The following is a 21371-nucleotide window of genomic DNA, read 5'->3' as shown; positions in this document are numbered from 1 at the left end:
GGCCAGCACCCCGAAGGCGGCGAGGAAGATCGGCTTCCTCCCGATCGCGTCGGCCTTGGCGCCGACGAACATCGCCACCGGCACCATCACGCACTGCGCCGCCACGATGCAGATCGCGATCAGCGAGGTGGCGTTCTCCTTGCCCGAGAGGTGGGTGAGGAGCTGGCCGACCGAGGTCAGCATCGCGGCGTTGGAGAGATGGAAGATCGCCGCGAGCAGGGCGAACAGCATCAGGTACTTGTTCTGCAGCAGCGCCGCGAGGCCGGAGGGCTGCTCGCAGGATTCGTCCTCGGCGCAGTCGAGGCCGCGGGCGAGGTCGTCGTCGATGGCCTGCGCCGGCACCATCAGCATGGCGGCGATGGAGAGGGCGGCGAGCACGCCCATGAGCCAGAACACCACGATCGGCCCGAACAGGTAGGCGAGCCCCCCGGCGAGCGCCGCCGAGACGGCGTTGCCGGCGTGGTTGAAGCCCTCGTTGCGGCCGATGCGCCGGGAGAAGAGTTTTGGTCCCACCACACCGAGGGTGATGGCGGCAAGCGCCGGCGGGAAGATCGCGCCCGCGATGCCGGCGAGGGACTGGGTGGCGGCGACGGCGTAGAAGTTGGTGATGAACGGCAGCGCCAGGCAGCTCAGGGTGACGGCGAGCGCCGCCGCGATGACGATCGCCCGCTTGTGCCGCGAGCGGTCGATGAGGGCGCCGGCGGGGGTCTGGGCGACGAGGCCGGCGATGCCGGCGATCGTCATGATCATGCCGGTGGTGGCCTCGTTCCAGCCCTGGTCGGGGCCGCGCACCGCGATGAGGTAGATGGCGAGGTAGGGCCCCAGGCCGTCGCGCACGTCCGCCAGGGTGAAGTTGAGCGCGTCGAGCCCCCGCAGGGCGCGGGTGGAGGGCTGCCTGTCCGGCACGGCCGACGCAGAGGCAGGAGAGGAAGTTGCCGTGCTCACCGTGACGTCTCCCTGAGGAAGGATCGGCCGATCCGGAGCCGAGAACCAGCCGGGCGGGAGAAAGTTTCGAGGTTGCCGGGATTATTCTCCCGCGTGGCGCGTTCGGGCCGGCCGGACGGCTCGCGGCAAGCGGGTCCGATCGGAGATGGGGCGGACCATCCGAGCTTGCCAGCTGAGCCATATGAAGGCAGGTTCCGCTCGGCTGAGACGGTTCGGGGATGAATGCCGGAGACGTCTCTCGTCGGACGACAGGGCACGGGAAGTCCAGAATCATGATCTCGGAGCATGGGATCGCCGCTGCCGGCGAGGAAAACGACGGAGCCTTGCTCGGACATCGGCCGGGGCTTCTTCATCGCCGGTCGTTCCTGCTCGGTGCCGCGAGCCTCGGCGGGCTCGGCCTCGCCGGCTGCGCGACCTCCGACGGCCTGAGCCTCGCCGAGGCCTCGGCGCTCTACGGCCCGGTGCCGACGGAGAAATTCCCGATCCCGGCGACCGATGTCAGCAAGGTCAATCCGAAATACTATCGCCGGACGGTGCAATACGCCTCCAAGGAGGCGCCCGGTACGATCATCGTCGATCCGGCCAATTACTACGTCTACCGAATCGAGGAGGGCGGAACCGCCACGCGCTACGGCGCCAATGTCGGCCGCGACGGGTTCCGCTGGAGCGGCGACGCCTATGTCGGGCGCAAGAGCGAGTGGGCGACCTGGACTCCGCCTCGGGAGATGATCAAGCGCCAGCCCGAGGCCGCCAAATGGGCCGGCGGCATGCCCGGCGGCCTCGACAACCCGCTCGGTGCCCGCACCCTGCATCTCTACCAGAACGGCGCCTACACGCTCTACACGATCTACGCCAGCAGCGACCCCGAATCGATCGGGTCGGGCATCACCAGCGGCTGCGTCGGCCTACTGAGCCAGGACATGATCCATCTGTACGAGCGCACGCCGGTGAAGACAAAGGTGGTGGTGTTGCCGGCGTAGGGCAGGCGCGCCGACCTGTTGCGCAGGCAGTGAAGCCACCGGGCTGACGGGACTGCCTACGCTCGCCCGTCGACCATGCATGTGACCTCGACGGCCTTGTTCCTCCAGCGCCGACACCAGGCCTGTGGGGATCGAAGCCTCCGTGGCCGGCCACTCGCGGAGGCGGACGCATGGGCATCATCTGGGAGGGCATCACCGACGGCAGCGTCCTGAACGAGAACGCCCGATCGTTGCGCCACCGGCTGGCCGATGCAACGAAATCGTACGATTGGGCGGCCGTATTGACGGTTCTTCGCGACCATCGCGACCTGGTCAATACGACGCGTCCGGGCGGGGCCTCGTTCTTTGCGCCTCTGCATCAGGCGGCTCACGGCGACGCGCCGGCGAGCGTCTGCGAGGAACTCGTTCAGCTCGGCGCATGGCGTATGCTGGAGACCGCACGCGGCGAGCGCCCGATCGACATCGCCGAGCGGTGCGGGCATCGGCGCGCTCGCGACATCCTGCGCCCGACACTGGCGCGACGCGTTCCCGCTGGCATTCTCCTGGTGATCCAGTCGCACTTCCACGACGTGATCCGGGGACGGGCCGAGCGCCTGGTCGGACAGGCCGGCCTCCGGCTGCCGCCGCTCGCACCGCTGCTTGAGATGCCGCAAGAGACAGAGCCGGTCTGGTTCGCCATCCCGGGCATGTACGGGGGCTTCTCCTACCATCTGAGACGCGACGGCGTCGACGCGACGCTTGTCGCGGAAAGCTGGTGCCGGGTCGTCGGAGGCTCGGGGCAGCGCCACGAGATCACGTCCGCCGGCGCCCGCCTCGTGGACGAGGGTTTCGTGTGAGATGCTCGCCGGACGGTTGGACGACGTCGCGGGCCTGACGCCGATCTGCCTGCTTACGTGAACGGACACCGCGGGTGATCAGCTCTTCGTATCCGAGCAGCTCAATGAAGCGTCTCTTTGCCGTCTGACTGCTCACCAATTTTTAAATAAATATATGATAATTATATATCTAACTTATATTGCTGATTTATGCCCTCTTTGTATTGACAAGAGTTACATCTAAATTGACCTTTCTCACGGAGCAATGAGAAGTTTGCGCATCTGGGACAGGGTTCACCAGTATGCAACGCTTTCGAACATTCGTTTACCGGGTTCGCAGGCTCGATACCCTCTCTATGCGAGCTATTAATGGTTAAGTCCGGATCCGCACGCTTGATCAGGCCTGGAGCAAAAGGGGCATCTGCCTTACAAAAGATGCACTTGACGCCCGACACTGTAAGATAAACATCATGTCGGAAACAACTCCTGCATTGTAGACCTCCGGCAAAAATGCTTTGAGAGCCCAATATAATTCGATCGTGATATCGCTTGCTTGCGACCTGTGGTTCAACTTTGCAGAAACTAATAATATCGTCTTCAGTTATCATTTTGTCGACTACGTGATTTGGTATCAGAAAATGATGCGCAAATGTATTGGCTTGCCACTCCGCCGAATGTATATCATCTGCATATTTGAGTTGGTTCTCTTTTCCAACTGAATAGGCTAGATCAAATTTATCATGAAGCCATATATGTCCAACTTCATGTGCAGCTATGTATCGCGCAAATGGGATATTGTATTTCGCCGATTGCCATATACCTCTATCAAAATGTAGCTCCAGCGGCATATACTTGACAAAAGCTGGATCTTCGTTGTCATTCCGGCGGTTAAAAAATTCTATGTCGAAATAGCCTCGCCAGAGCTTGGATTGAAGATATTCCTCTATAAAATCGGCAACATTAAAATCGTATGAGAGTGCGGCGGTGGAAAGCTGACGACATTTTTCGGCCTCAAGAGATATCGTCTCTTCGCTTCTCGGCCTAATATATCTATCAGATCCCACCGCTGTAGATTCAGGCAAAACATGGAATCTACGTAGCTACTAAGCCATTGATTATGCGTATCTATTTTGTCTCTCGGTTCAGAGGAACAACGAAAGATGCTCATTCCGGCACAATAAGATGCTCTGCAGGCCCACCATTGAATCGCCGGTACGCCGCAAGAAGCACGATTGAAGCGACGAAAAAGCCCCCGCAGATTTCTCTGCGGGGGCTCGGAAGCTCGTTCACGCGAGCGCTTCAGATGCGCGCCAGGTCCGATCGTCGATAGAACGCGGCCCCTACCTCCTCGCGCCGGATCCGTGGCTCGATGCCGAGTTCGGTCAGTCGCTTCTGGAGTTGCCGGAAGTGAACTCCCGTCGTCGCCATCGCTTCGAACAGGGTGACGTGCTCCGCCCGGAATGCCTCGAGGTTGGCTTCCCTGATCACGTTCACGGGGCACCGGTTCAAAGGACTGACGATCGTCGTCGTCTCGAGAAAGCCCAGATCGATGAGCTTGCGGACGACCGCGGAACTCGTGCGCATCACCTTCTCGACCGCTCGGGCTGTCGTAAAGCCGTCCATGGAGCCCCGCGTCCGGACACGAACCTCGGACACCCGTACGAGCAGAGCCGAGAAGCCGTGAGCGTCGCTCCGTCGACCGACCCAGGCGAGCTTGCGCCCGAGGACGAGATCGAGGATCTCGACGGTGCTGCAGCAAACCTTTTTCACCGCTCTCTGAACGTCGACCATGTCCTCGTCGGGCTCTGCGACAGGAACGGCATCGGCGAACAGGCGCGTCAGGAACGCGTCGAGGTCGCGGCGCCTGAACAGGTGATCGAGTTCCGGCCGCTTCGGGAACATGGGCTTGATGAACCTGCCGTCGACGAGCAGCTTCGTCTGGACGCGGCCGGCGCCGAGGTACTCCTCGACCTCCGTCATGAACAAGCCGTCGGCGGCGTCCGCGAGGGTCGAAGATGCGGCGACGGCGTCGAACAATACGCTACCGTTCGGGAGCTCAGCCTGCTCCTTCGTCAGGATGTCGGTCGCCTGGAGGATCTTGCGCAGACGTTTAGGATGTATCCGCAACTCCTGAGACGCCGTGTGCACGGAGTGCAGGACGCGGCGCTCGACCGGCTTTCCGAAGATCGTGTCTCCCGGACCGAACGGCATCCTCTCGACGATGAAATCCGCGACCAGATTCCGGACCACGTCGAAGTCGGGGTGCAGCTTCTCGAAACACAGAACCTTGAACCACCGCCCGAGAACAGCCTGCGGTCCCTCGGTCGCGCCGCGGGTGTAGGGATAGGAGCGGACGAGCCCGTCCATGAACTCGCGGATGCCGACCTCGCCCTGTTCCGCGATCGCGACACCCGTCGTTCCGGCTGCGCACCAGTCGTCGTCCGAGAGGGCGTTGAAACGAACGTCGCGGCCGAAGCGTGCTACGGCGCCGATGGTCTCGCAAACCCCGATGCCGACATGCAGAGGCAGCGTGTCCAACCAGGGAATGTTTCCGCGTCCGTCGTCGAGGCGGTCGAGCACGTAGGTTTCCAGGCCCGAGGCGGTACGGCGGGTGGCCCTCTCGGAAAGCGCTCCGAGATCCGGCAGGTGTGGCTTCAGAAGCCTCGCGAAGTCGTGGTTGCGCGACGTCTCCTGATGCTCGAGCTCGACCAATCCCATGCCGTGTTCGCGGCAAGTCCTGATCGCCATGATCGACCAGACTGCCCGCCCGTAGGCAGCGGTTTCGGGCCTCGACGCCTGGCCGCAATCCTCGAGAAGGCAGGCCGGGCACACGCGTAGAGCCGTCCTGAGAAGGTGCCTGCCGGGAAAGAGCTCTGTTCTGAACGTCTGGCCGTCCGGTACGCGGCGGAGGGCATCTGCCGCGAGACGATCCGGATCGGCACCCGCGAGACCCGCGAGGGCACCCAAGGCATCGTGGTCTCCGTCGACGATGCCCCTGAAATTGAGCCCCATGTCCGCACAGAAGAACGGGGCGCTCGCGTTCCGGCCGAGATGGAGCTGTGCCAGCCGCGAGACGAAGGAGGCCGGAGCCTCCCCCGCCAGATGCGGCAGCGACGGGCGAAGCCGTGCCGAAGGAAGTCTCATTTCGAGTCTCCGGCCTTCCTGCCGCCCCGTCCCTGCTTCGGCGTCGCCGCCTTGCGCGGTTTCGGCGGCTTGCGCGGCTTCGGAGCCGGCTTCTGCGGATCGGCGTCGGTGCGCGGGCGATCCAGGACCTGCATGGGATCCGTGTCGGACCAGTTCTGGACCCGGAACGGGTTCATGGTATTCGGGCAACCGGTGCGCAACCAGAACACGGTCGCGAAGTGGTCGGGGAGGAGGCGCGTGTCTCCGAAGCGCAGCGCCTCCTCGATCGCCTCGCAGATCAGCTCGATTGCGACGCCCAGCGCGAAGTTCGCCGCGTGCACGAGCCGGCCGGCCAGATCGTCGGCGACCTCGGGCTCGATCTTCAAAGGCGTGAAGGACACGAGGTTCTCGATCGTCTCCGCGATGGGATCGGCTGCCGAGGGAAGCGTCAGGCGACCGAACTCGACGAACCTGCATCTCCTCATCACCTGCCCGTCGGTACGCAGGAAGTCCGCCAAGTCGCAGGTGCCGGAGAGGATGAGGATCATCGGATCGCGGCGACGCTGCACCAGGCTCTTGATGGTGTTGAGGATGCGCTCCTGCTGGTCGACGTTCGCGGTCTGCGTGACGTGCTGCATCTCGTCGATGTGCAGCACCCGCTTGTCCTCCGTTTTGAGGCGGCGCCTGACCTCCTCCCAGATCAGGTGCTCTTTCCTGTCGAGCTGGATCGGGTAGCCCAACTCCGGAAGAAGCGTACGCCCCAGCTGCATCAGGGTGCAGGGCGACGGTGCGGTGATCGAAAGGAGCCGACCCCCGAGCTCGTTGTGGCGTTTCCGGAAGAGTCGCTTGAGCGCACGCGACTTGCCAGCACCGGTCTCACCGGTCAGAACCAGGATTCGGCCCTCCGGCATGAGGGCGTCGTCGTCGATGTCGTCGACCGGCTGCACGTCGATGTCGGCGGCGAGCGGACCCACGCACCCTGCTGCGATGTCGCCGCCCTTCTCGTCGGGCGACGGTTCGTCGAGCCCGCCGATCGACGGGTCGAGGAGCTCGAGCATCCTGTCGAACTGCATCGATAGATGCTCGAAGGAGCTGGTCGTCAGGAATTGACGGCGCACGCCGGACATCAGGTCGCGGCGCAGGGCAGGGGACATCGGGGCGCGGCGGTCGCCGGCCGGGGCTTTTTCGTCGGTAAGCATGCTACTTCTCCAGTTTCCAGGTGGACTGCCTCCGGCGCGGCCGGGCGGGCTCGGTTGCATCCGAACGACGCGCGGGCTGAGGTACGGCGTCCTCGCCGGGCGTCTGGTCGTTCGGACCGCAGGGCTGCACGGGCGGAGCGGCCGCCCGGTCGGAGACCGGAGCTTCGGCCGCGGGCGTCGCCCGGATCGGGGAATGGGGTTCAGGCCGGTGCACGCGGCTGGTCGCGCGCGGAGCGCCGGCGGCGAAGCTGCGGCTGCCCGGCAGCGCGAAGCTCGTCGGCAGCGTGCCCGTACGGGCGACGGATGCCGCTGCTCCGCCCGGCGTCGATCCGGGTTCGATCCCATCGTCGGTCGGCGGAACCGCGAAGCCGAGCCTGAGCTTGCGCTCGTGGAACGCGATCGCATCGCTGTCGTACTGCTCGTCGCCGATCTGCGCGATCCCGACGGCATCCTTGTGGGTACGTTCGATCGCTTCGATCGCCGCGAGGACGATCGGCCACCTCATCTGCGCGACATCATCGAACCGGCGCGCGAGATCCTCCGAAGCCGAAAGCCAGTCGCGGAGACGGCGCCCCTCCATGAACCTGGTCCGGCACGGGACGGTCATCCAGTCCGTGCTCCCCGGATCGAAGCGGACGGAGACCGCGCCCAGGTTGTAGGGATCGAGCTTGACCTCGACCTCGGCATCGCCCTGCTTGCGGCACCGGGCCTGGAATTGCTCCGAGCTGTAATCCAGGCCCAGAACGCGGACGCCTGTCCTCCGCGTCGTTCTGGTCAGGTCGATCCCGAAGCTGATCCGCACCCGTTCGCGATCCGGTGCCGGTCTCGGCGGCAGTAGCTTCGTGAGGCGGAGCCATGCGTCGCGGGGCGTCTCGCCGCCTAAGCCCGCATGCCGCCTGTTGTGGTAAATGTCGACGCACCAGCGCACGAGCAGATCGGCAAACTGGTCGACCGTCAGCACGGCCCGCAGCTGGGCTGGGTAGTCGCCGAGTGCCGCAACGCTTCCGCCGGTATTGCCCTCGAAGCGGCTCAGAAGATTCTCCTTCACCGTTCTGAAGAACCGTTCGATGAAGGCGCGGAGCTGCGGCTGCGCCGCGGGGGGATTGAAGACGTCCATGAGCAGCGACAGGGCGCGGCTCTGGAAGAAGGCATCGACGAACGCCGCCCCCTGATCGGTCGCCAGCTCCCAAGGCGGCCCGTGCTGATCCCAGAGCGTGAGAGCACCGGCGGCACGGCCGATGCTGCTCTTGTCGTGATAGATCATGCGCAGCGTTTCGAGCGCGACCCTCGCGTCCTCCCGCTGCGTCAGCTTCATCGCGAGGACGCATCGCGTCGCGACATCGAGCGCGACGCAGAGGTACCAGGAGCCGCGCTCGATCTTCTCGCGCAGCCGCGGCGACAGGCTTTGCCAGACCTTCGTATCGGCGAAGACGACGTGCAGATCGACCTTGTAGAAGTCCATCTCGACGCGTTCGAGCGCGTTCGTGACGTCTTGCCCGATGCCGAGAATCTTCCATTTGCGGTGGGCCTTGTCGCGCCCGAGGCGCGCAAGATCGACCTCGAAGCGATCGAGTTTCGCGACCTCCAGGCAGAAGCGGGAAAAGCTCGGCTTGCGGTCGGGCTCGCGCCCCTCGCGCTTGAACCGCCTGTTCTGCCATCTGAACGCGATCTCGAAGCGCCCGTAGATCTCCCACCGGGTGGGGCGTTTAGCGCTGGCGAACTTGTGAGCGAACTTGTCCAGCAGATCGTAGGTCTCGTCCGAGAACCAGCCCTTGGTATTGCCGGAGTTGTGCCTGCCGTCCCGGAGTTCGGTCAGGTCCCAGTCGCACTCCTCGAGCCGCTCGATCCAGCGCCGCAGCGAGGATCCGCTCGGAATGGCGTTGACGTTGTTCCGGCATCCACGCTTCTTGGGTGGCGGATTAGGATCGTCGACGTTCCAGTTGATGCGGGGTTTGGCGAGCCCGAAGTTGGCGGCGATGAGTTCGACGGCCAGGTCGAAGCCCTTCGTGCTTCGATCGACCGTGCCATCTCTGTACAGCTTGTAGAATTCTCGGATCCAGTTGACCTTGAAGACGACGTCGGCTTGGTCCTGCTTGGGCAGATGCGCGATCGAGAGATGATGCTTCCTGCTGCGCTCGAGGACGCAGTCGACGCGGAAGAAACCGGGCTCGTAGACGAAGTCCGCCCGCTGCGCCTCCGTGTTGAACTCGAGGTGGGAGACGAACATTTTCGACGCAGGATCGTACACCTGCGAGAGCCAATGACCCTTCGGCGTCGATTTCCTCAGGCGCCAGATGTCCCCGAATCCGTGGATCCTGGCATCGGAATCGATCCGGGTGATCTTCGCGAGCGGATTGCGGGCGGCCATCAGACGTCGGCCTCCGCCTCGCCGGGAGCGGGTTCCGCCACGCGGACACGGCTTCCGTATCCGATGCGGCCTTCGTCTAGGACGACGAGATGGCCGCGGTCGACCAGGCGCAGGGCGGCGACGAAGGCGATTCCATCCAGACCGCTCGATGCAACCAGGTCACCGATCGTGACGAACCCGGAGGCGTTCTCCGCGAGGTCGAGGACGACGTTCTCCGCTTCGAGCGCGGGGCAACGGCGCGCGTGGCGTAGCAGCTTCGCGTTCGCGATGGTGTCGGGGTGCAACTCCGCGTCGGTCAGCAGCAGAACCTCGTCGACGTCGTCCGCCGACAGCTGCGATGCGATCAGCTCCATGGTCGGTTCCCAGAGATGCCGTTCGACGATCTCCAGCGGCTTGACTTGGATGTAGATCCGCCGTGCAGCGCTCGTCAGCAGGAAGAAGTCGAAGGTGTGCTCACGGAGCGTTCCGTCGAAGTCGTAGAACTGCACGGTCTCCGGCTGTTCGACCAAGTACTGCGGGTTCATCAGGCCGTCGATGACGACCGCCCAATTGTATTCGAGGCCGCTTTCGACGTGCAGGATGCGGAAGACGTCTCCGGGGCCGACGGCCAGAGAGGCACGGGCCGAGCCGCGAGAACGGACGGAGGGACGGCGAAATCCGTCGCTCGGGTCGGGATCGTCCCAGAAGGCCGGCGCGAAAGCCGGCATGTACGCCGGCAGGTTCGCAATCGAGGTTTCGAGATCCATGGATCGGGTCGACTTCGGCAAAGCCGTCCCATCGACCGGGAACGCGAGGTCCACCGGCCCGGGATCGGGCTGTTGATGGATGGGGCGACTGTTGGCGCGCGGACGCTGCCGACGATCGCGGCTGTGGACAGCGGCCGACCAGGGCGGCCGCGGGCCTTGCAGGATCCCTTGGGCGATGACACCTTCGAATCGTGCTTGACGGCACGACTCCGCCTTCCTCTACCGGTCAGGGTCGAGGTCGGGTGGGCCATCGGATCCGTAGGATCCTGCTGGTGTGTGAAGCTGCAGCCGAGGTTCCAAGGCCGTGAGGCGGCAGCTTTCCTTCTGAAGGGGTGCGGTGGCGACACCGCGCCCCCATTCGTTTTCTAGATCGTCATCACGCTCTCCAAAAACAGACAAGTTTTCGTAGCTCGCGCGCACAGCGTATCAATGCAGATACACTGGCTCGTGAGGCGATGAATGCAGATTGAGATTTAAGAGCCCTGATCCGGACCGGGGCGCGGCCGTCTGGCTACGCAGGTAGTCGGTCACCGGCCGCAACACCGCGAGGGCGGAGGTGCGACTGCGTATCGCCGAGGGGTGGCAATCCCCGACTGTCGCTCGAGTCCCTGAGGACGCACTCCCTACCCAAGGAGTGACGACGAGCAACCGCGTCGATCAATCAGCCAGGCTCGGTTTTCCGAGACAAGTGGGAATCGGCATGGCGTTCGGCGGCTCGCCTGGTTTCTGTGGACAACCGCGGAGTCGCGCCATCCTTTCAGAGGCTGGAACCCACCTCCACAGCCGGCAAGGGCCGCCGCCTCCGTACCTTCGTCTGCGGGCAGATCCCGTCGGAAAGGGTAATCGAAAGCTCTCCCGAGCACGCCATGCCAAGGACGGTGTCGACGCCATCGACGGGCGCTCTGACGAGAGCAGCCAGATCGTGCAGCTCAGCCACCGGGACTTGATCGAGGCGAGCCAGGATCCTGACGCGGTCGCTGGCGGCGATAGGACAATGCCGAGTAGCCCAGACTGCGCGGGCGGCGCTGAGAAACGGCTCCATCAGGACGGTCGCCCGGAGGACGAGCACGGCTGGCTGCTGGGCCAGGATCTCCGGGCTGAACGAGTTGTCGTGGACGCCGACGACGAGAACTCGGCGGAAGTCCTGGCGAACGACGAACGCGACGCAACCGGGAACGTCCATCCCAGCAGGCTCCATCGCATCGATCTCGGGATCGAGAGCAGCCTGGATGAGAAGATCGCGATGCCATCGATGCCGATAGCGGATCGGGGATCGGCACACGCCGCCTCGAAATCCCGGATAACGCGCGTCGGCCAAGCAACTACCGGCCGGCGGCGGAGCCTTCGATGCGATCTGCAGCATTGCCTTGCGTCCTGGAATGTTTCCGCATGGACGGAAAGCGCAACGCCACCGTCTTTCTATACGGATGTTGAACGTGTCATGTCTTACCTTCCTGCAAGGTCTCGTTCGCGGACCCAGGGGAGCGGCCAAACTTTCTCTCGTCGGCTCGCAGCGATAGAAGGGGCTAAAAATGCCCCTTTTTCAACCGCCCTTGATTGCGTTCGCCGGCTAGGCATGGTGGATAACGGGCATCGCCAAAACCTCTTCCCTGGACACATCCGAAGAATTCAGTTTTAGAATCATCGAATTAGGATCAGATGCAGGTCCGCACCCTTATCCACACCAAGTACGAGCCTTAATGGCGCGGATGAGCAGTCATGCCGGCTAAATATTGGTTCCGCTATGGATTCTGAGCCAATGCTCGACCACGCCTACGAAATCCGTACCGACACCCTCTGACGCAGCCCGCGCGTACATATCGTCCAAGACGGCGGCAGCGTCTCCGAGGATCGGCTTGGTCGAAGCCTCCTGCGCGGCTCGCACGCCGTACCGCTCGATCAGCCCAAGCAGATAAACCGCGTAGGCCGGAGGGCCCCGCTCGGCCCAAAGATGGATGGTGCGGCGGGAGACGCCGATCTCAGAAGCGAAGCCGATCTGAGTTCGGCCAAGCCTGCGCAGCGTCGCCTTGAACTCGGCAGGCGTCATCGAAACGACCCATCCTTCAGGATGCTGCATACGCTGCGGCTCCGATCCGAATTTGCATCGTCGGCACCCATTGCTTTTCCGTACCTTCCTACGCGTCGAAACGCAGCAATCGAAGGAACGGTAACACCCTGTACAGCCCCTTCCGATAGGAGTTGGACGAGTACTCCACGAGCAAGGTCGGACGGGCCGCGCACATGCCATTCAAGTCGACACCTGGTGACGAGCCTCCGCAGGAGGAGCCTGCCGAACTCCCACAGAGCGTTAGGCAGAGGACCGTCGTGGTCGAAACCAGGGGTAAGCGCGCTGGCAAGACCGGGCCGGGTGCTGCAGAGCGCCCCTCCTCGGTTAGCACGATCGACGTTGTTCAAAAAATCAGGGGACGGAAGCTCCCGACGGACACGTCTCAGAAGAAGTCTCCACCTAGGGTGCAAGTTTCTCCCGTTGTGTTGCCTCGCGACAAGAAATAAGTTGTCTGTAGTAATTTTCTGACGGACGCCGGAACCAGCAGGTCAGCAGCTGGGAGCATGCGTTTTTGGCGGACGAGGGCCAGAACCCCCTCCTGAGGCCACTCCCGCCGCGATTGGAGTCTCTCGAACTCGCGGCGAGATCTCGCTTTATCGTTCAGTCGTCTGGACGACTCACACCTACCGATAGGTGCTCCGGCGATCGATCGATAGCGTCCTGAGATCCTCGAATTCCGCTCGTCTCCGCACGATTTCGGCCAGTCCTTCGATGACAGCTTCGCGATCGCCGTGGAGGATCTCGCACAGCTCATCGATCGCGTCGGAAAGCGGCTGCAGGTCGCCCATGTCCGGGACGTCGGGTGCCGGTGCGAACATCACCGCACCTCCTCGCGGCCTGCAAAACATCTGTCGGTTTCCGGACCCATCCTCGCATCCAACGCTCGGTCGAGCTCGTCGCGCGAGAGGTAGCCGCTTTCCTCGAGCAGGTGCGCGACAGCCTGCAGTGCCTTCCTGTATTCCATAAGGATGCTCCGCGCCCGATCGCTCGCGATCCGCAAACGCTCGGCAACGGACGGCAGCAAACCGCTGATCAAGAACATGTCGGTGGCGGCCGAGTCCAAGCACACGTTCCCGAACTGCCCGAGGCCATAGCTCAGCTCGATGTCGCGCGCGATCCTGGTCGCTATGGCGAGATCCGAGTCCGGACCGAAACCCGCGCCGATCGAGCCGGCTCCGAGTTCGATCTCCTCGGCGATCCGGCCGGCCACGAGCGACGTCATCGCCATTTCCAGATCCGCCAGCGTCGCGGCTCCGTCCGTCGCGACTTCGATACAGACCCGCCCGCCATCATCGTGCAAGGAAAGGTTCAGGAGGGTGCCGAAGCCGAGAGCGTGGCTTACGACCGCGTGCCCGGCTTCGTGGATCGCGACCCGGCGCCGTATGCCGACCGGGAGTGGACAGCGCCCCTGCCGGATTTCGGCCAGCAGGTCATCCGAAGTCAACGCCCGATCGTGGCGTCGGGCCTTTCCCTTGGCCCGCCGTACGAAGGCTTCTACGTCCGCGCCCGTCATGCCGCGCGCCGCCAGCGCCAGCGGCACCATCGGTGCGTCCGGCAGGATCCCGCGACCGAGATGGTGACGGAAGATCTGGGCGAGGGCGGTCGTGTCCGGCTTCGCGATCGCGATCTCCCTATCGAGGCGGCCAGCGCGCTTCACGGCGGGATCGATCTTCTCCGGGTGGTTCGTGGCAGCCACCACCACCACGCCGGGCCTCTCCTCCACGCCGGCGAGCAGCTCGAGGAACAGGTTCACGATCTGGGTCCAGTACTGCACGTACTCCCCCCGGATCTGCCCGCGGTCGGAGATGCCGTCGAGCTCGTCGATGAACAGTATGCAGGGGGCCTGCGCCTTCGCCTGCGCGAAGATCTTGCGGATCGCCTGGAGCGTGCCCGACAGGTAGTCGGCACTGTTCCACTCGGCGACCGAGGTCGCCACCAGCGGCACGCGTGCGCTCTTCGCCAAGGCTTTGGCAAAGGAAGTCTTTCCTACTCCTGGCGGGCCACTCAGGAGGAGTCCGCGGTGGTCGAACTCGGCCCAGCCCAACCGACCGTTCCGGAAGGCTTGCAAGTCGGCTGCAGCGGCAAGACCCCAGGTTTTGGCCTCGCCATAGCCGTCGAGCTCCTCCAGCGCAGGTCCTTCGCCGAGATATTCAGCCTTGGCAGCAACGATTCGCTCCAGCGCTTCTATGCATCCCTCGGGGGAAGTCGCCCTCCGGAGTGCGACGGGCAGATCGGCGATGTCGATCATGCGCAGCAGATCCTGATCGATCCCCCGCGATGGCCGGCTACCGACCACGGCTTCGACAACGAGTGCGAGTCCGGTCTGATCCAGGCTCGGCAGCGCGATCCGGTGCTCGGCGGAGCGCGTGAGGTCGCGCGGCAGCTGACGTTTCGGATCCGGAGCGATGCCGACGATCGGAACCCGCACATGCAATGCGGTGCCGATCACCTCGTTGCCCTTCTCGGGCCGAGCGTCGCGGCCGACCCCGTCGCAGACGAAAAGGGCGGCGTTTTTGTGTGTGAGGTCGCGGGTTCTCCCCGTCGAGAGCTCTACGACCTGCGCGTCGGGCCGGAACAGGCACTTCTCCGCGACGATGCGGACAGGCTCGACAAGATCGGCCACGTGCGTCGCGAGCGTGACGACGGGCGCCTCCCGGCGCAGCCGACGCACGAGACCGGGTTCTGCCTCGATGGCGCGGGCGAGCATCACTGCCACCGCGGCGAGATCCGCTGGAACGGGCACGTGTGCGGCCTCGGGTCGGTTGGCCTCGTCCTGAACGACGATCTGCTCGACGGCGTCGTTCTCGTCGAGAAGAGGATCGTTACCGAAGCCGTACGCGCCGGAGCGTTGGCCAGCCTTGAGGCGCTTGCGTTCGTCCTGGGCGAGCTGTTGCAGGAATGCGCGTGGGAGTCGGTCGGAGAATGCGCCTTCGTGCGGATGCGGATCCATGGATGGGAGCAGAGGCGATGGAGCGAGCATGCGATATCTCCCGCGGCCGAGCCACGGGAGGGCTGGCCGTCTGCGTCGGTGCTGGATGGGGGGGCGGCGACGCGGCTGGCTCGTCAGTACGGGAGCGCTCGGCAGGCATCGGCTTCAGGAGATCGCCTGCTTCGTAGGCGATATGCATTCCTAGAACGAAAAGAGAACAAGGGGTAGGGGATGGCTTGGCTTGTCCACACCTTCAAGGCCTACATGCCCTGGTTTGCGCGGCAAACATTCCGCCCCAGCCACCGCCCCATCCCAGATGGTTCAAGAGCGAAGTTGCCTCTGACAAGCCTCGTGCGGGGCGCAACTCCGATCGCATCCTGAGTTTCTTGGACTATGCTGCCAGCAGCGGACCTTCGAACAAGCCACCGGAATAGCCACTCGGACGCCGACGGTTGTCATCTGTACGGAGTGGTCGGTCTGGCGGCCCCGGTATGCCAAGGTGCAGGCACGTAAGCGACCTTTTTCGTAGGCTTGCCGCCGGGACGTGCTGAGCACGTGTCACACGAGAGGATAGGAACGGTGCAGCAAAGGATGATAGATTCAGTGTCGCATCAGATGATAAAAATGACGACGCATCGCTTGATAAATTTCGTGGCGCAGTGGATGATAAGTTTGAACGCACAGCGCACGTGGTAGCCTGCGATGCCCACCTTGAACGAGAAGATCGCCGCCTCCCTGGAGAGCCTCCGCGCGGCAGGCGCGGACAGGGTGTGCGTACTTCGCTCGTCGGCCCTGTCGCGTACCGACCAGGAACGCTTGGTCGAGCATGGCTACCTCCGGCAGATCATGCCCGGGTGGCTCATGGTCGCGGACCCGAACGCGCGCGCCGGCGACAGCACCCCGTACTACGCGAATTTCTGGCTCTTCCTGTCCATGTATTGCGACGAGCGCTTCGACGGTCGGTGGGTCGCCGATGCTCAGACGTCGTTGCGACTCCATGCCGGCGAGTACACTGTGCCACGGCAAGTCGTGATCATCAGTCCCGGTGCGAACAACCGGTCCCAGGACTTCCCGTTCAAGACTTCGCTGTTCACCATGCGGGCCAACCTACCTCCCTCGGAGGTGAGAAACGGGATGCGCGTCATGCCCCTGGGCGAAGCGCTCGTGAGGGCGGCGCCAGCCTTCTTCGAGCAGGAACAGTCCGTCGCCCTGGCCGCCTTGGCCTCGCTCGGCTCGGCGTCCGAGGTGGTCGCGCCGCTTCTCGCGGGCGGGCACTCGGTCGTCGCGGGCCGCTTGGCCGCGGCCTTCAGATCCATAGGCAGAACGGGGGTGGCGGACGAGATCGTCGGGGCGATGACCGCCGGCGGACACCGCGTGTCGGAACGCGAGAATCCGCTCCAGGGGGTGCCGGCGGGTCTCTCGTTCCGACGGCGCGTATCGCCGGTGGCGGCGCGCGTGACCGCGCTCTGGGCCTCGCTTCGGCCGAGCGTGCTGGAGGCCTTCGCCGAGGAGCCACGGCAGGTCGAAGATGCCGGGCGCTACATCGATGACGTCGACGAGCGCTACGTTGCCGATGCCTACCACTCGCTATCCATAGAGGGCTACCAGGTCACGCCGGAGTTGATCGAGAAGATCAGGCGCGGCGAGTGGAAGCCCGAGAACTCGGACGCCGACCGCGACCAGCGCAACGCCCTGGCGGCGAAGGGCTATGCGGAGTGCTTCAAGCTCGTCCGCAGGGCGGTAGCGGACATCCTGGCGGGCGAGGATGCCGCTCGGATCGTCCAAGACAGGCACATGACGTGGTTCAGGGCGATGTTCCAGCCCTCGGTCGCTGCCGGCCTATTCCTGTCCGAGCGACTCGCCGGCTATCGCGGCCACTTCATCTATCTCGACGGCTCGCGTTACGTCCCGGTGGCGCATGCATCCGTTCAGGACGCGATGGACGCCTACTTCGACTGCTTCGATGCGGAGGCCGACCCGCGGGTCCGTGCAATTCTGGGTCACTTCATCTTCACCTACATCCACCCGCTCCCTGATGGGAACGGGCGGATCGGCCGGTTCATCATGAATACGCAACTCGCATCCGGCGGGTATCCGTGGACCATCGTCCCGGTCGACGAACGGGCGCGGTACATGCGCTCGCTGGATGCCGCGAGCCTTGAGCACGACGTGCGCCCGTTCGCCGGTCTCGTTTCGGAACTCATCCTCCGTGAGCCGCCGCCGCCACGGAAACGCGCGCCGGGCGAGGAACCGAGCATGCGGGAGGAAAAAGGGACGGGCTATAGGCCCTGAGGCGAAGCGCTGGCCCCGCTGCTCCCGCGGGGGCGGCCGGCACTGGCGCGAGGCTCCCGTCCTGCGTACCCGTCTGGCGGCACCAGAGCGCCGGCGATCGCGTCAATTCATCGATCCCGGTGCGAGGGTACGAACCTTGATGACGGTTGATCGGACGCAGCCCGCGATCGTCCGGTACCTCGCGGAGGATCCCGCCTTCGCCGGCATCGGCTACGTGACCGCGGACCGCCTGCAGTCGGCGCTCGGCGGCGAGCTCCCGCGTGTACTTGGCGACGGCGACGTGCCGCGCGTTGCTCCGGTCACCGGCGTCGAGCGGGCTGAGCGCCTCGTTGCGGCATGGCGTAATCGATACCGGAGGCGACCTTGCGCCGAGCCGTTCTGCTTCGGGCCGGACTTTGGGACCGCCAGCTTCCTGCCGGTGCCGCTTCATGGCGTCCAACTGCTTCCCGTCGCTGCCGGCTCGTCCGTTCCATCCGGCAGATCGGTCAGCACGCGTGCGTCCGACGGGCGCCTGCCGGGAGCGGTCGGGTGCGTCATCCGTCGAATGATCTGGTCGGCCGACGGGATCATCTTCAGTGACGTCCTCCCATCGCTTTGGTCCGGCGTGAGTGCGAGTTTTCCGGTTTTGTGAGCCTCTGACGGGAGGAGCGGAGCCGTGAAGAAGAGCAGGTTCACCGAGGAGCAGATCGCCTTCGCGCTGAAGCAGGCCGAGACGGGAACGGCGGTTGCCGAGGTGCTGCGCCGGATGGGCATCTCCGAGCAGACGTTCTACAGCTGGAAGAAGCTCTACGGCGGCCTCGGCACGGGCGAGCTGCGGCGCCTGAAGCAGCTGGAGGAGGAGAACCGCAAGCTCAAGCAGCTCGTGGCCGATCTGAGCCTCGACAAGCACATCCTGCAGGACGTGCTGGCAAACAAGCTCTTACGCCTGCTCGGCGACGCGAGCTCGTGCGTCAGGTTCAGGAGGCGCACGGGGTGAGTGAGCGGCGCGGCTGCGTCGCGCTCGGCGTCGGCCGGTCGAGCATCCGCTACCGCTCGACCACGCCCGATCAGGCACCGCTGCGGATGCGCATCTGCGATCTGGCCAAGAGCCGAGGAGCTATGCGGGATTTTGGGTGACGGATGTGGTCAGGCGGCGCGGTGATCTGGGCTCGCGGTGACCTCGGTCCCGTCGCGGAAGATGACGCCGGCCACGACCTTGGGCAACTGGTTTTCGCCCTTCAGCCGGCGCCAGGTTTTCGACGCCGCCATCACGAGCTTGAACACCATCAGCTTAGCGGTCGTGGACGAGAGTGCGCCCTTGGTCCGCACGGTCCGATGCCGCACCGTGGCGAACACGCTCTCGATCGTGTTCGAGCTGCGCAGGTGGTCCCAATGCTCGGCCGGGAAGTCGTAGAACGCCAGCAGCGCCTCCCGGTCCTTGGTCAGGCAGCCGGCGGCTCGCGCGTACTTGGCCGCGTACTTCTCGACGAAGACGGCCAGTGCCACCTCGGCGACAGCGCGGGTCGGCGCGCCGTGGATCTCGCGCAGATCCGCCTTCATCGCCAGCTGGACGGACTTCGGCACCTTGTCGAGGACATTGGCGGTCTTGTGGACCCAGCAGCGCTGGTGAGCCGTGCCGGGGAAGACCTCATCCAACGCCCGCCAGAACCCGAGCGCGCCGTCGCCCACCGCGATCTCGGGCGCGATCGCCAGCCCGCGCCGCTTCACGCCGACGAGCAGCTCACGCCAGCTCTGAGCGCTCTCCCGCACACCCACCTGGAAGCCGACGAGTTCCTTCCTGCCCTCGGGCGTTGCCCCGATCAGCACGAGCATGCACTCGGCCTGCTCCTCCATCCGGGCCTGCAGGTAGACGCCGTTGGCCCAGATGTAGACGTAGCGGCGGGCCGAGAAGTCGCGGCCCTGCCAGCGGGCATATTCGTCCGCCCAGGTTGCCGTCAGCCGGGCAATGACGGCCGGCGACAGGTTCGGGGCGTCACGACCCAGAAGGGCGGCCAGCGCCTCCTGGAAGTCGCCAGTGGAGATCCCGCGCAGGTAGAGGACCGGCAGCACGGCATCCAGGCTGCGCGTGCGCCGCGCCCACTTCGGCAGGAGGTTGGAGGAGAAGCGGATCCGCTCCGCGGGGCTCGTCGCGCCGCGGTCACGGATGCGCACCCGGGCCACCGGCACCGGGCCGATGCCGGTCTGGATCTCGCGTTCCGGCCCGTGCCCGTGGCGCACCAGGCGCGCGCGTCCGTCCGGCAGCCGCAGATCCTGCATGGCGGTGAGGAAAGGCCTCAGCCTCGATCTCGACCGCCTGGGCGAGCAGGCGGCGGGCGCCGGCGCGCAGCACCTCGGTCAGGGAATCGTCGATCTCATCCGGCTGACGAAGCCGCGCGATGTTGGTAGGGCTGTTCATGGCGTATTATGTGGACGGACCATTGTTCACAACATCAAATTGCACCGCTTGCCGAACAAGCAGGACGACATCCGTTCTCAAAAGAGACAAGCAGTCGCATTCGCTGCGAGCGCAACGTTGTGGGCTTACAACGTCATCCCTGATGATTTAGATGTCGCCAGATGCCTCCTACATAGATTGAAGATGCGCTGGCAAACATGCGTGATATCTGAAAGCCAGTCAGGTGCGCCCTTATGTCCGGCCTGTCATGCGGTCATCACCGCTGGCCATCATGGGTGGTAATTACCCAGGGGGGTGTGCTTGGTCGCGGCGTGACGCCAGCGAGGGGCCGATATGGGGCGCTCGCGAGGCCCCTTGCCGGCAGGCAATTTCGCTGATTCCTTCGTGAGATGGGCCGCAGCGAGCTGGAACGCCTGAGCAAACAGGAGCTGATCGAGCTGGTGCTGCGCTTGCAGCGCCCGGAGAAGACCTCGCGCACCTCCTCCAAGCCACCCTCCACTGACCGCAAGGAGCGGCGCGAGCAGGCCAAGCCTGGCGGCGCCAAGCCGGGTCATGAGGGCCACAGCCGCACGCTCAGGCCCGATCCCGACGAGGTCATCGCCCACCGCCCAGGTCAGTGCCCCTGCTGCGGCGGCGCCGTGGCGGCCGACCTCCCGGCCGAGATCGTCAGCGTGTGCGAGCAGATCGACTTGCCCGCGGTAGCACCGCTCGTCACCCAGCATCAGCGGCTCGCGGTGCGCTGCCCGTCATGTGGCAGCCGCGTCGTCGCTCCAGTGCCGCAGGCCGCACGCGGCACGCCGTTCGGCCCGCGCCTGCACGCGGTGGCGGTGTATCTGAAGACCTTCCAGGCTCTCTCCTACGAGCGGCTGCAGGCCGCGCTGGCCGACCTGTTCGGGCTCACTCTCAGCCAGGGCGGGCTGATGAACCTGCTGCGGCGGGCCCAAGGGCAGTTCCGCGCCGGTCGCGAGGCGGCGGTCTCGGCCCTGCGCCGGGCCGCGGTGGTGGCCTCGGACGAGACCGGGGTGCGCATCGAAGGCAGCAACTCGTATCATTGGGTCTTCCACTCGGACGCGGCGGTGGTGCATCACGCCGCTCCGACCCGAGCCGCCGCGGTGGTACACGCGATGATGGACGGGCACCGGCCCGCGGTGTGGCTGTCGGACCGCTACACCGCCCAGCAGGGGCACGGCGAGCGCCACCAGACCTGCCTGGCGCACCTGGCGCGGGACGTCGCCTACGCGGTCGAGGTGAGCGACGACCCCGTGCCGTTGCGCCTGCAGCTGTGGCTCGGGTCGGTGTTCAGCTTGGCCGAGCGGGTCACCGACTTGGCGGCCGCGACGCTCTCGGCCAAGCGCCGGGCGCTGGAGCGGCGGCTGACGGAGATCCTGTCCGCCCCGAGCCGTTGCGATCTGACCCGCGCTCTGCAAGCCAAGATCGGGCGAGCTCGCGACCAGCTCCTGGTCTTCCTCAACCATCCCGGCCGCGTGGCGGTCAGTAGAGTCGGCGACTGG

The 21371-nt window shown here is 64.9% G+C and carries 15 protein-coding genes and 2 pseudogenes; 6 read left to right on the top strand and 11 right to left on the bottom strand.

Features of this window, described 5'->3' with window-relative positions; translation table 11 throughout:
* Window positions 1-945, bottom strand: a 945-nt coding sequence (locus VQ02_RS26220; RefSeq protein WP_048447186.1) for an MFS transporter, incomplete at its 3' end; no start/stop codon positions are given.
* A gap of 272 nt (window positions 946-1217) precedes the next feature.
* On the opposite strand from VQ02_RS26220, the gene VQ02_RS26215 reads away from it, so the two are divergent.
* Window positions 1218-1925, top strand: coding sequence for a L,D-transpeptidase (locus VQ02_RS26215; RefSeq protein ID WP_048447183.1), 708 nt, complete (start codon window positions 1218-1220; stop codon window positions 1923-1925).
* Window positions 1926-2095: 170 nt separating this feature from the next.
* The gene (locus tag VQ02_RS26210) at window positions 2096-2761 is read left to right on the top strand and encodes a hypothetical protein (RefSeq protein ID WP_048447182.1); all 666 of its coding nucleotides are present in this window, start codon (window positions 2096-2098) and stop codon (window positions 2759-2761) included.
* A 161-nt stretch (window positions 2762-2922) separates the two neighbouring features.
* Here the strand turns inward: VQ02_RS26210 and VQ02_RS40100 are convergent, their stop codons facing one another.
* The 9 genes from VQ02_RS40100 to VQ02_RS26170 all read right to left on the bottom strand — a co-directional run bounded on the left by VQ02_RS40100 (window position 2923) and on the right by VQ02_RS26170 (window position 15224).
* Window positions 2923-3588 (bottom strand): ImmA/IrrE family metallo-endopeptidase, encoded by a 666-nt coding sequence (locus VQ02_RS40100; RefSeq protein WP_083469468.1) that lies wholly within the window; start codon window positions 3586-3588, stop codon window positions 2923-2925.
* Window positions 3589-4039: 451 nt separating this feature from the next.
* On the bottom strand, window positions 4040-5884 hold the full coding sequence (locus VQ02_RS26205) for a TniQ family protein (RefSeq protein WP_048447181.1): 1845 nt from the start codon (window positions 5882-5884) through the stop codon (window positions 4040-4042).
* Complete coding sequence (locus VQ02_RS34905) at window positions 5881-7062, bottom strand: ATP-binding protein (RefSeq protein ID WP_053080550.1); 1182 nt, start codon at window positions 7060-7062, stop codon at window positions 5881-5883. Before VQ02_RS34905 ends, VQ02_RS26205 begins: the two co-directional genes overlap by 4 nt.
* A 1-nt stretch (window position 7063) precedes the next feature.
* Window positions 7064-9430, bottom strand: coding sequence for a Mu transposase C-terminal domain-containing protein (locus tag VQ02_RS26195; protein WP_048447180.1), 2367 nt, complete (start codon window positions 9428-9430; stop codon window positions 7064-7066).
* Window positions 9430-10230, bottom strand: a complete 801-nt coding sequence (locus tag VQ02_RS26190; RefSeq protein WP_157080825.1) for a hypothetical protein — start codon at window positions 10228-10230, stop codon at window positions 9430-9432. The genes VQ02_RS26195 and VQ02_RS26190 overlap by 1 nt, the downstream gene beginning before the upstream one ends.
* Before the next feature lie 703 nt (window positions 10231-10933).
* The gene (locus tag VQ02_RS26185; RefSeq protein ID WP_157080824.1) at window positions 10934-11539 is read right to left on the bottom strand and encodes a hypothetical protein; all 606 of its coding nucleotides are present in this window, start codon (window positions 11537-11539) and stop codon (window positions 10934-10936) included.
* Between the two features lie 363 nt (window positions 11540-11902).
* Window positions 11903-12223, bottom strand: coding sequence for a helix-turn-helix domain-containing protein (locus tag VQ02_RS26180; RefSeq protein WP_048447178.1), 321 nt, complete (start codon window positions 12221-12223; stop codon window positions 11903-11905).
* A 644-nt stretch (window positions 12224-12867) separates the two neighbouring features.
* A complete protein-coding gene (locus VQ02_RS26175; protein ID WP_048447177.1) occupies window positions 12868-13062 on the bottom strand; it encodes a hypothetical protein in 195 nt (64 codons plus the stop codon).
* Window positions 13062-15224, bottom strand: coding sequence for an AAA family ATPase (locus VQ02_RS26170; RefSeq protein ID WP_048447176.1), 2163 nt, complete (start codon window positions 15222-15224; stop codon window positions 13062-13064). The genes VQ02_RS26175 and VQ02_RS26170 overlap by 1 nt, the downstream gene beginning before the upstream one ends.
* A gap of 651 nt (window positions 15225-15875) precedes the next feature.
* On the opposite strand from VQ02_RS26170, the gene VQ02_RS26165 reads away from it, so the two are divergent.
* From VQ02_RS26165 to VQ02_RS26155, 3 genes and pseudogenes are all read left to right on the top strand, one after another.
* Window positions 15876-17465 carry a Fic family protein gene (locus VQ02_RS26165; RefSeq protein ID WP_048447175.1) on the top strand — a complete coding sequence of 530 codons (1590 nt, stop codon included), beginning with the start codon at window positions 15876-15878 and terminating at the stop codon, window positions 17463-17465.
* 139 nt (window positions 17466-17604) lie between these two features.
* A complete protein-coding gene (locus VQ02_RS26160) occupies window positions 17605-18096 on the top strand; it encodes a hypothetical protein (RefSeq protein WP_048447174.1) in 492 nt (163 codons plus the stop codon).
* A gap of 24 nt (window positions 18097-18120) precedes the next feature.
* Window positions 18121-18557, top strand: a pseudogene (locus VQ02_RS26155) (transposase); the annotation flags it as partial.
* A 33-nt stretch (window positions 18558-18590) separates the two neighbouring features.
* Here the strand turns inward: VQ02_RS26155 and VQ02_RS26150 are convergent.
* Window positions 18591-19860 (bottom strand): annotated as a pseudogene (locus tag VQ02_RS26150) (IS256 family transposase).
* 389 nt (window positions 19861-20249) lie between these two features.
* On the opposite strand from VQ02_RS26150, the gene tnpC reads away from it, so the two are divergent.
* Window positions 20250-21371 (top strand): IS66 family transposase (gene tnpC / locus VQ02_RS26145; RefSeq protein ID WP_048447172.1); only part of this gene is annotated, 1122 nt, incomplete at its 3' end.

The organism is Methylobacterium variabile (genome assembly GCF_001043975.1).
Taxonomy (GTDB): Bacteria; Pseudomonadota; Alphaproteobacteria; order Rhizobiales; family Beijerinckiaceae; genus Methylobacterium; species Methylobacterium variabile.
Note: the sequence above shows the minus strand (reverse complement) of the source record. Positions and strands in the feature narration are given on the sequence as shown.

Bases quoted from the DNA above. Each gene is read 5' to 3' on its own strand.
- VQ02_RS26160 (WP_048447174.1), top strand. From the start codon at position 17,605: ATGACGGTTGATCGGACGCAGCCCGCGATCGTCCGGTACCTCGCGGAG.
- VQ02_RS40100 (WP_083469468.1), bottom strand. From the start codon at position 3,588: ATGCCGCTGGAGCTACATTTTGATAGAGGTATATGGCAATCGGCGAAA.
- VQ02_RS26185 (WP_157080824.1), bottom strand. From the start codon at position 11,539: ATGCTGCAGATCGCATCGAAGGCTCCGCCGCCGGCCGGTAGTTGCTTG.
- VQ02_RS26165 (WP_048447175.1), top strand. From the start codon at position 15,876: ATGCCCACCTTGAACGAGAAGATCGCCGCCTCCCTGGAGAGCCTCCGC.
- VQ02_RS26175 (WP_048447177.1), bottom strand. From the start codon at position 13,062: ATGTTCGCACCGGCACCCGACGTCCCGGACATGGGCGACCTGCAGCCG.
- VQ02_RS26180 (WP_048447178.1), bottom strand. From the start codon at position 12,223: ATGACGCCTGCCGAGTTCAAGGCGACGCTGCGCAGGCTTGGCCGAACT.
- VQ02_RS26205 (WP_048447181.1), bottom strand. From the start codon at position 5,884: ATGAGACTTCCTTCGGCACGGCTTCGCCCGTCGCTGCCGCATCTGGCG.
- VQ02_RS34905 (WP_053080550.1), bottom strand. From the start codon at position 7,062: ATGCTTACCGACGAAAAAGCCCCGGCCGGCGACCGCCGCGCCCCGATG.
- VQ02_RS26210 (WP_048447182.1), top strand. From the start codon at position 2,096: ATGGGCATCATCTGGGAGGGCATCACCGACGGCAGCGTCCTGAACGAG.
- VQ02_RS26170 (WP_048447176.1), bottom strand. From the start codon at position 15,224: ATGCTCGCTCCATCGCCTCTGCTCCCATCCATGGATCCGCATCCGCAC.
- VQ02_RS26215 (WP_048447183.1), top strand. From the start codon at position 1,218: ATGATCTCGGAGCATGGGATCGCCGCTGCCGGCGAGGAAAACGACGGA.
- VQ02_RS26195 (WP_048447180.1), bottom strand. From the start codon at position 9,430: ATGGCCGCCCGCAATCCGCTCGCGAAGATCACCCGGATCGATTCCGAT.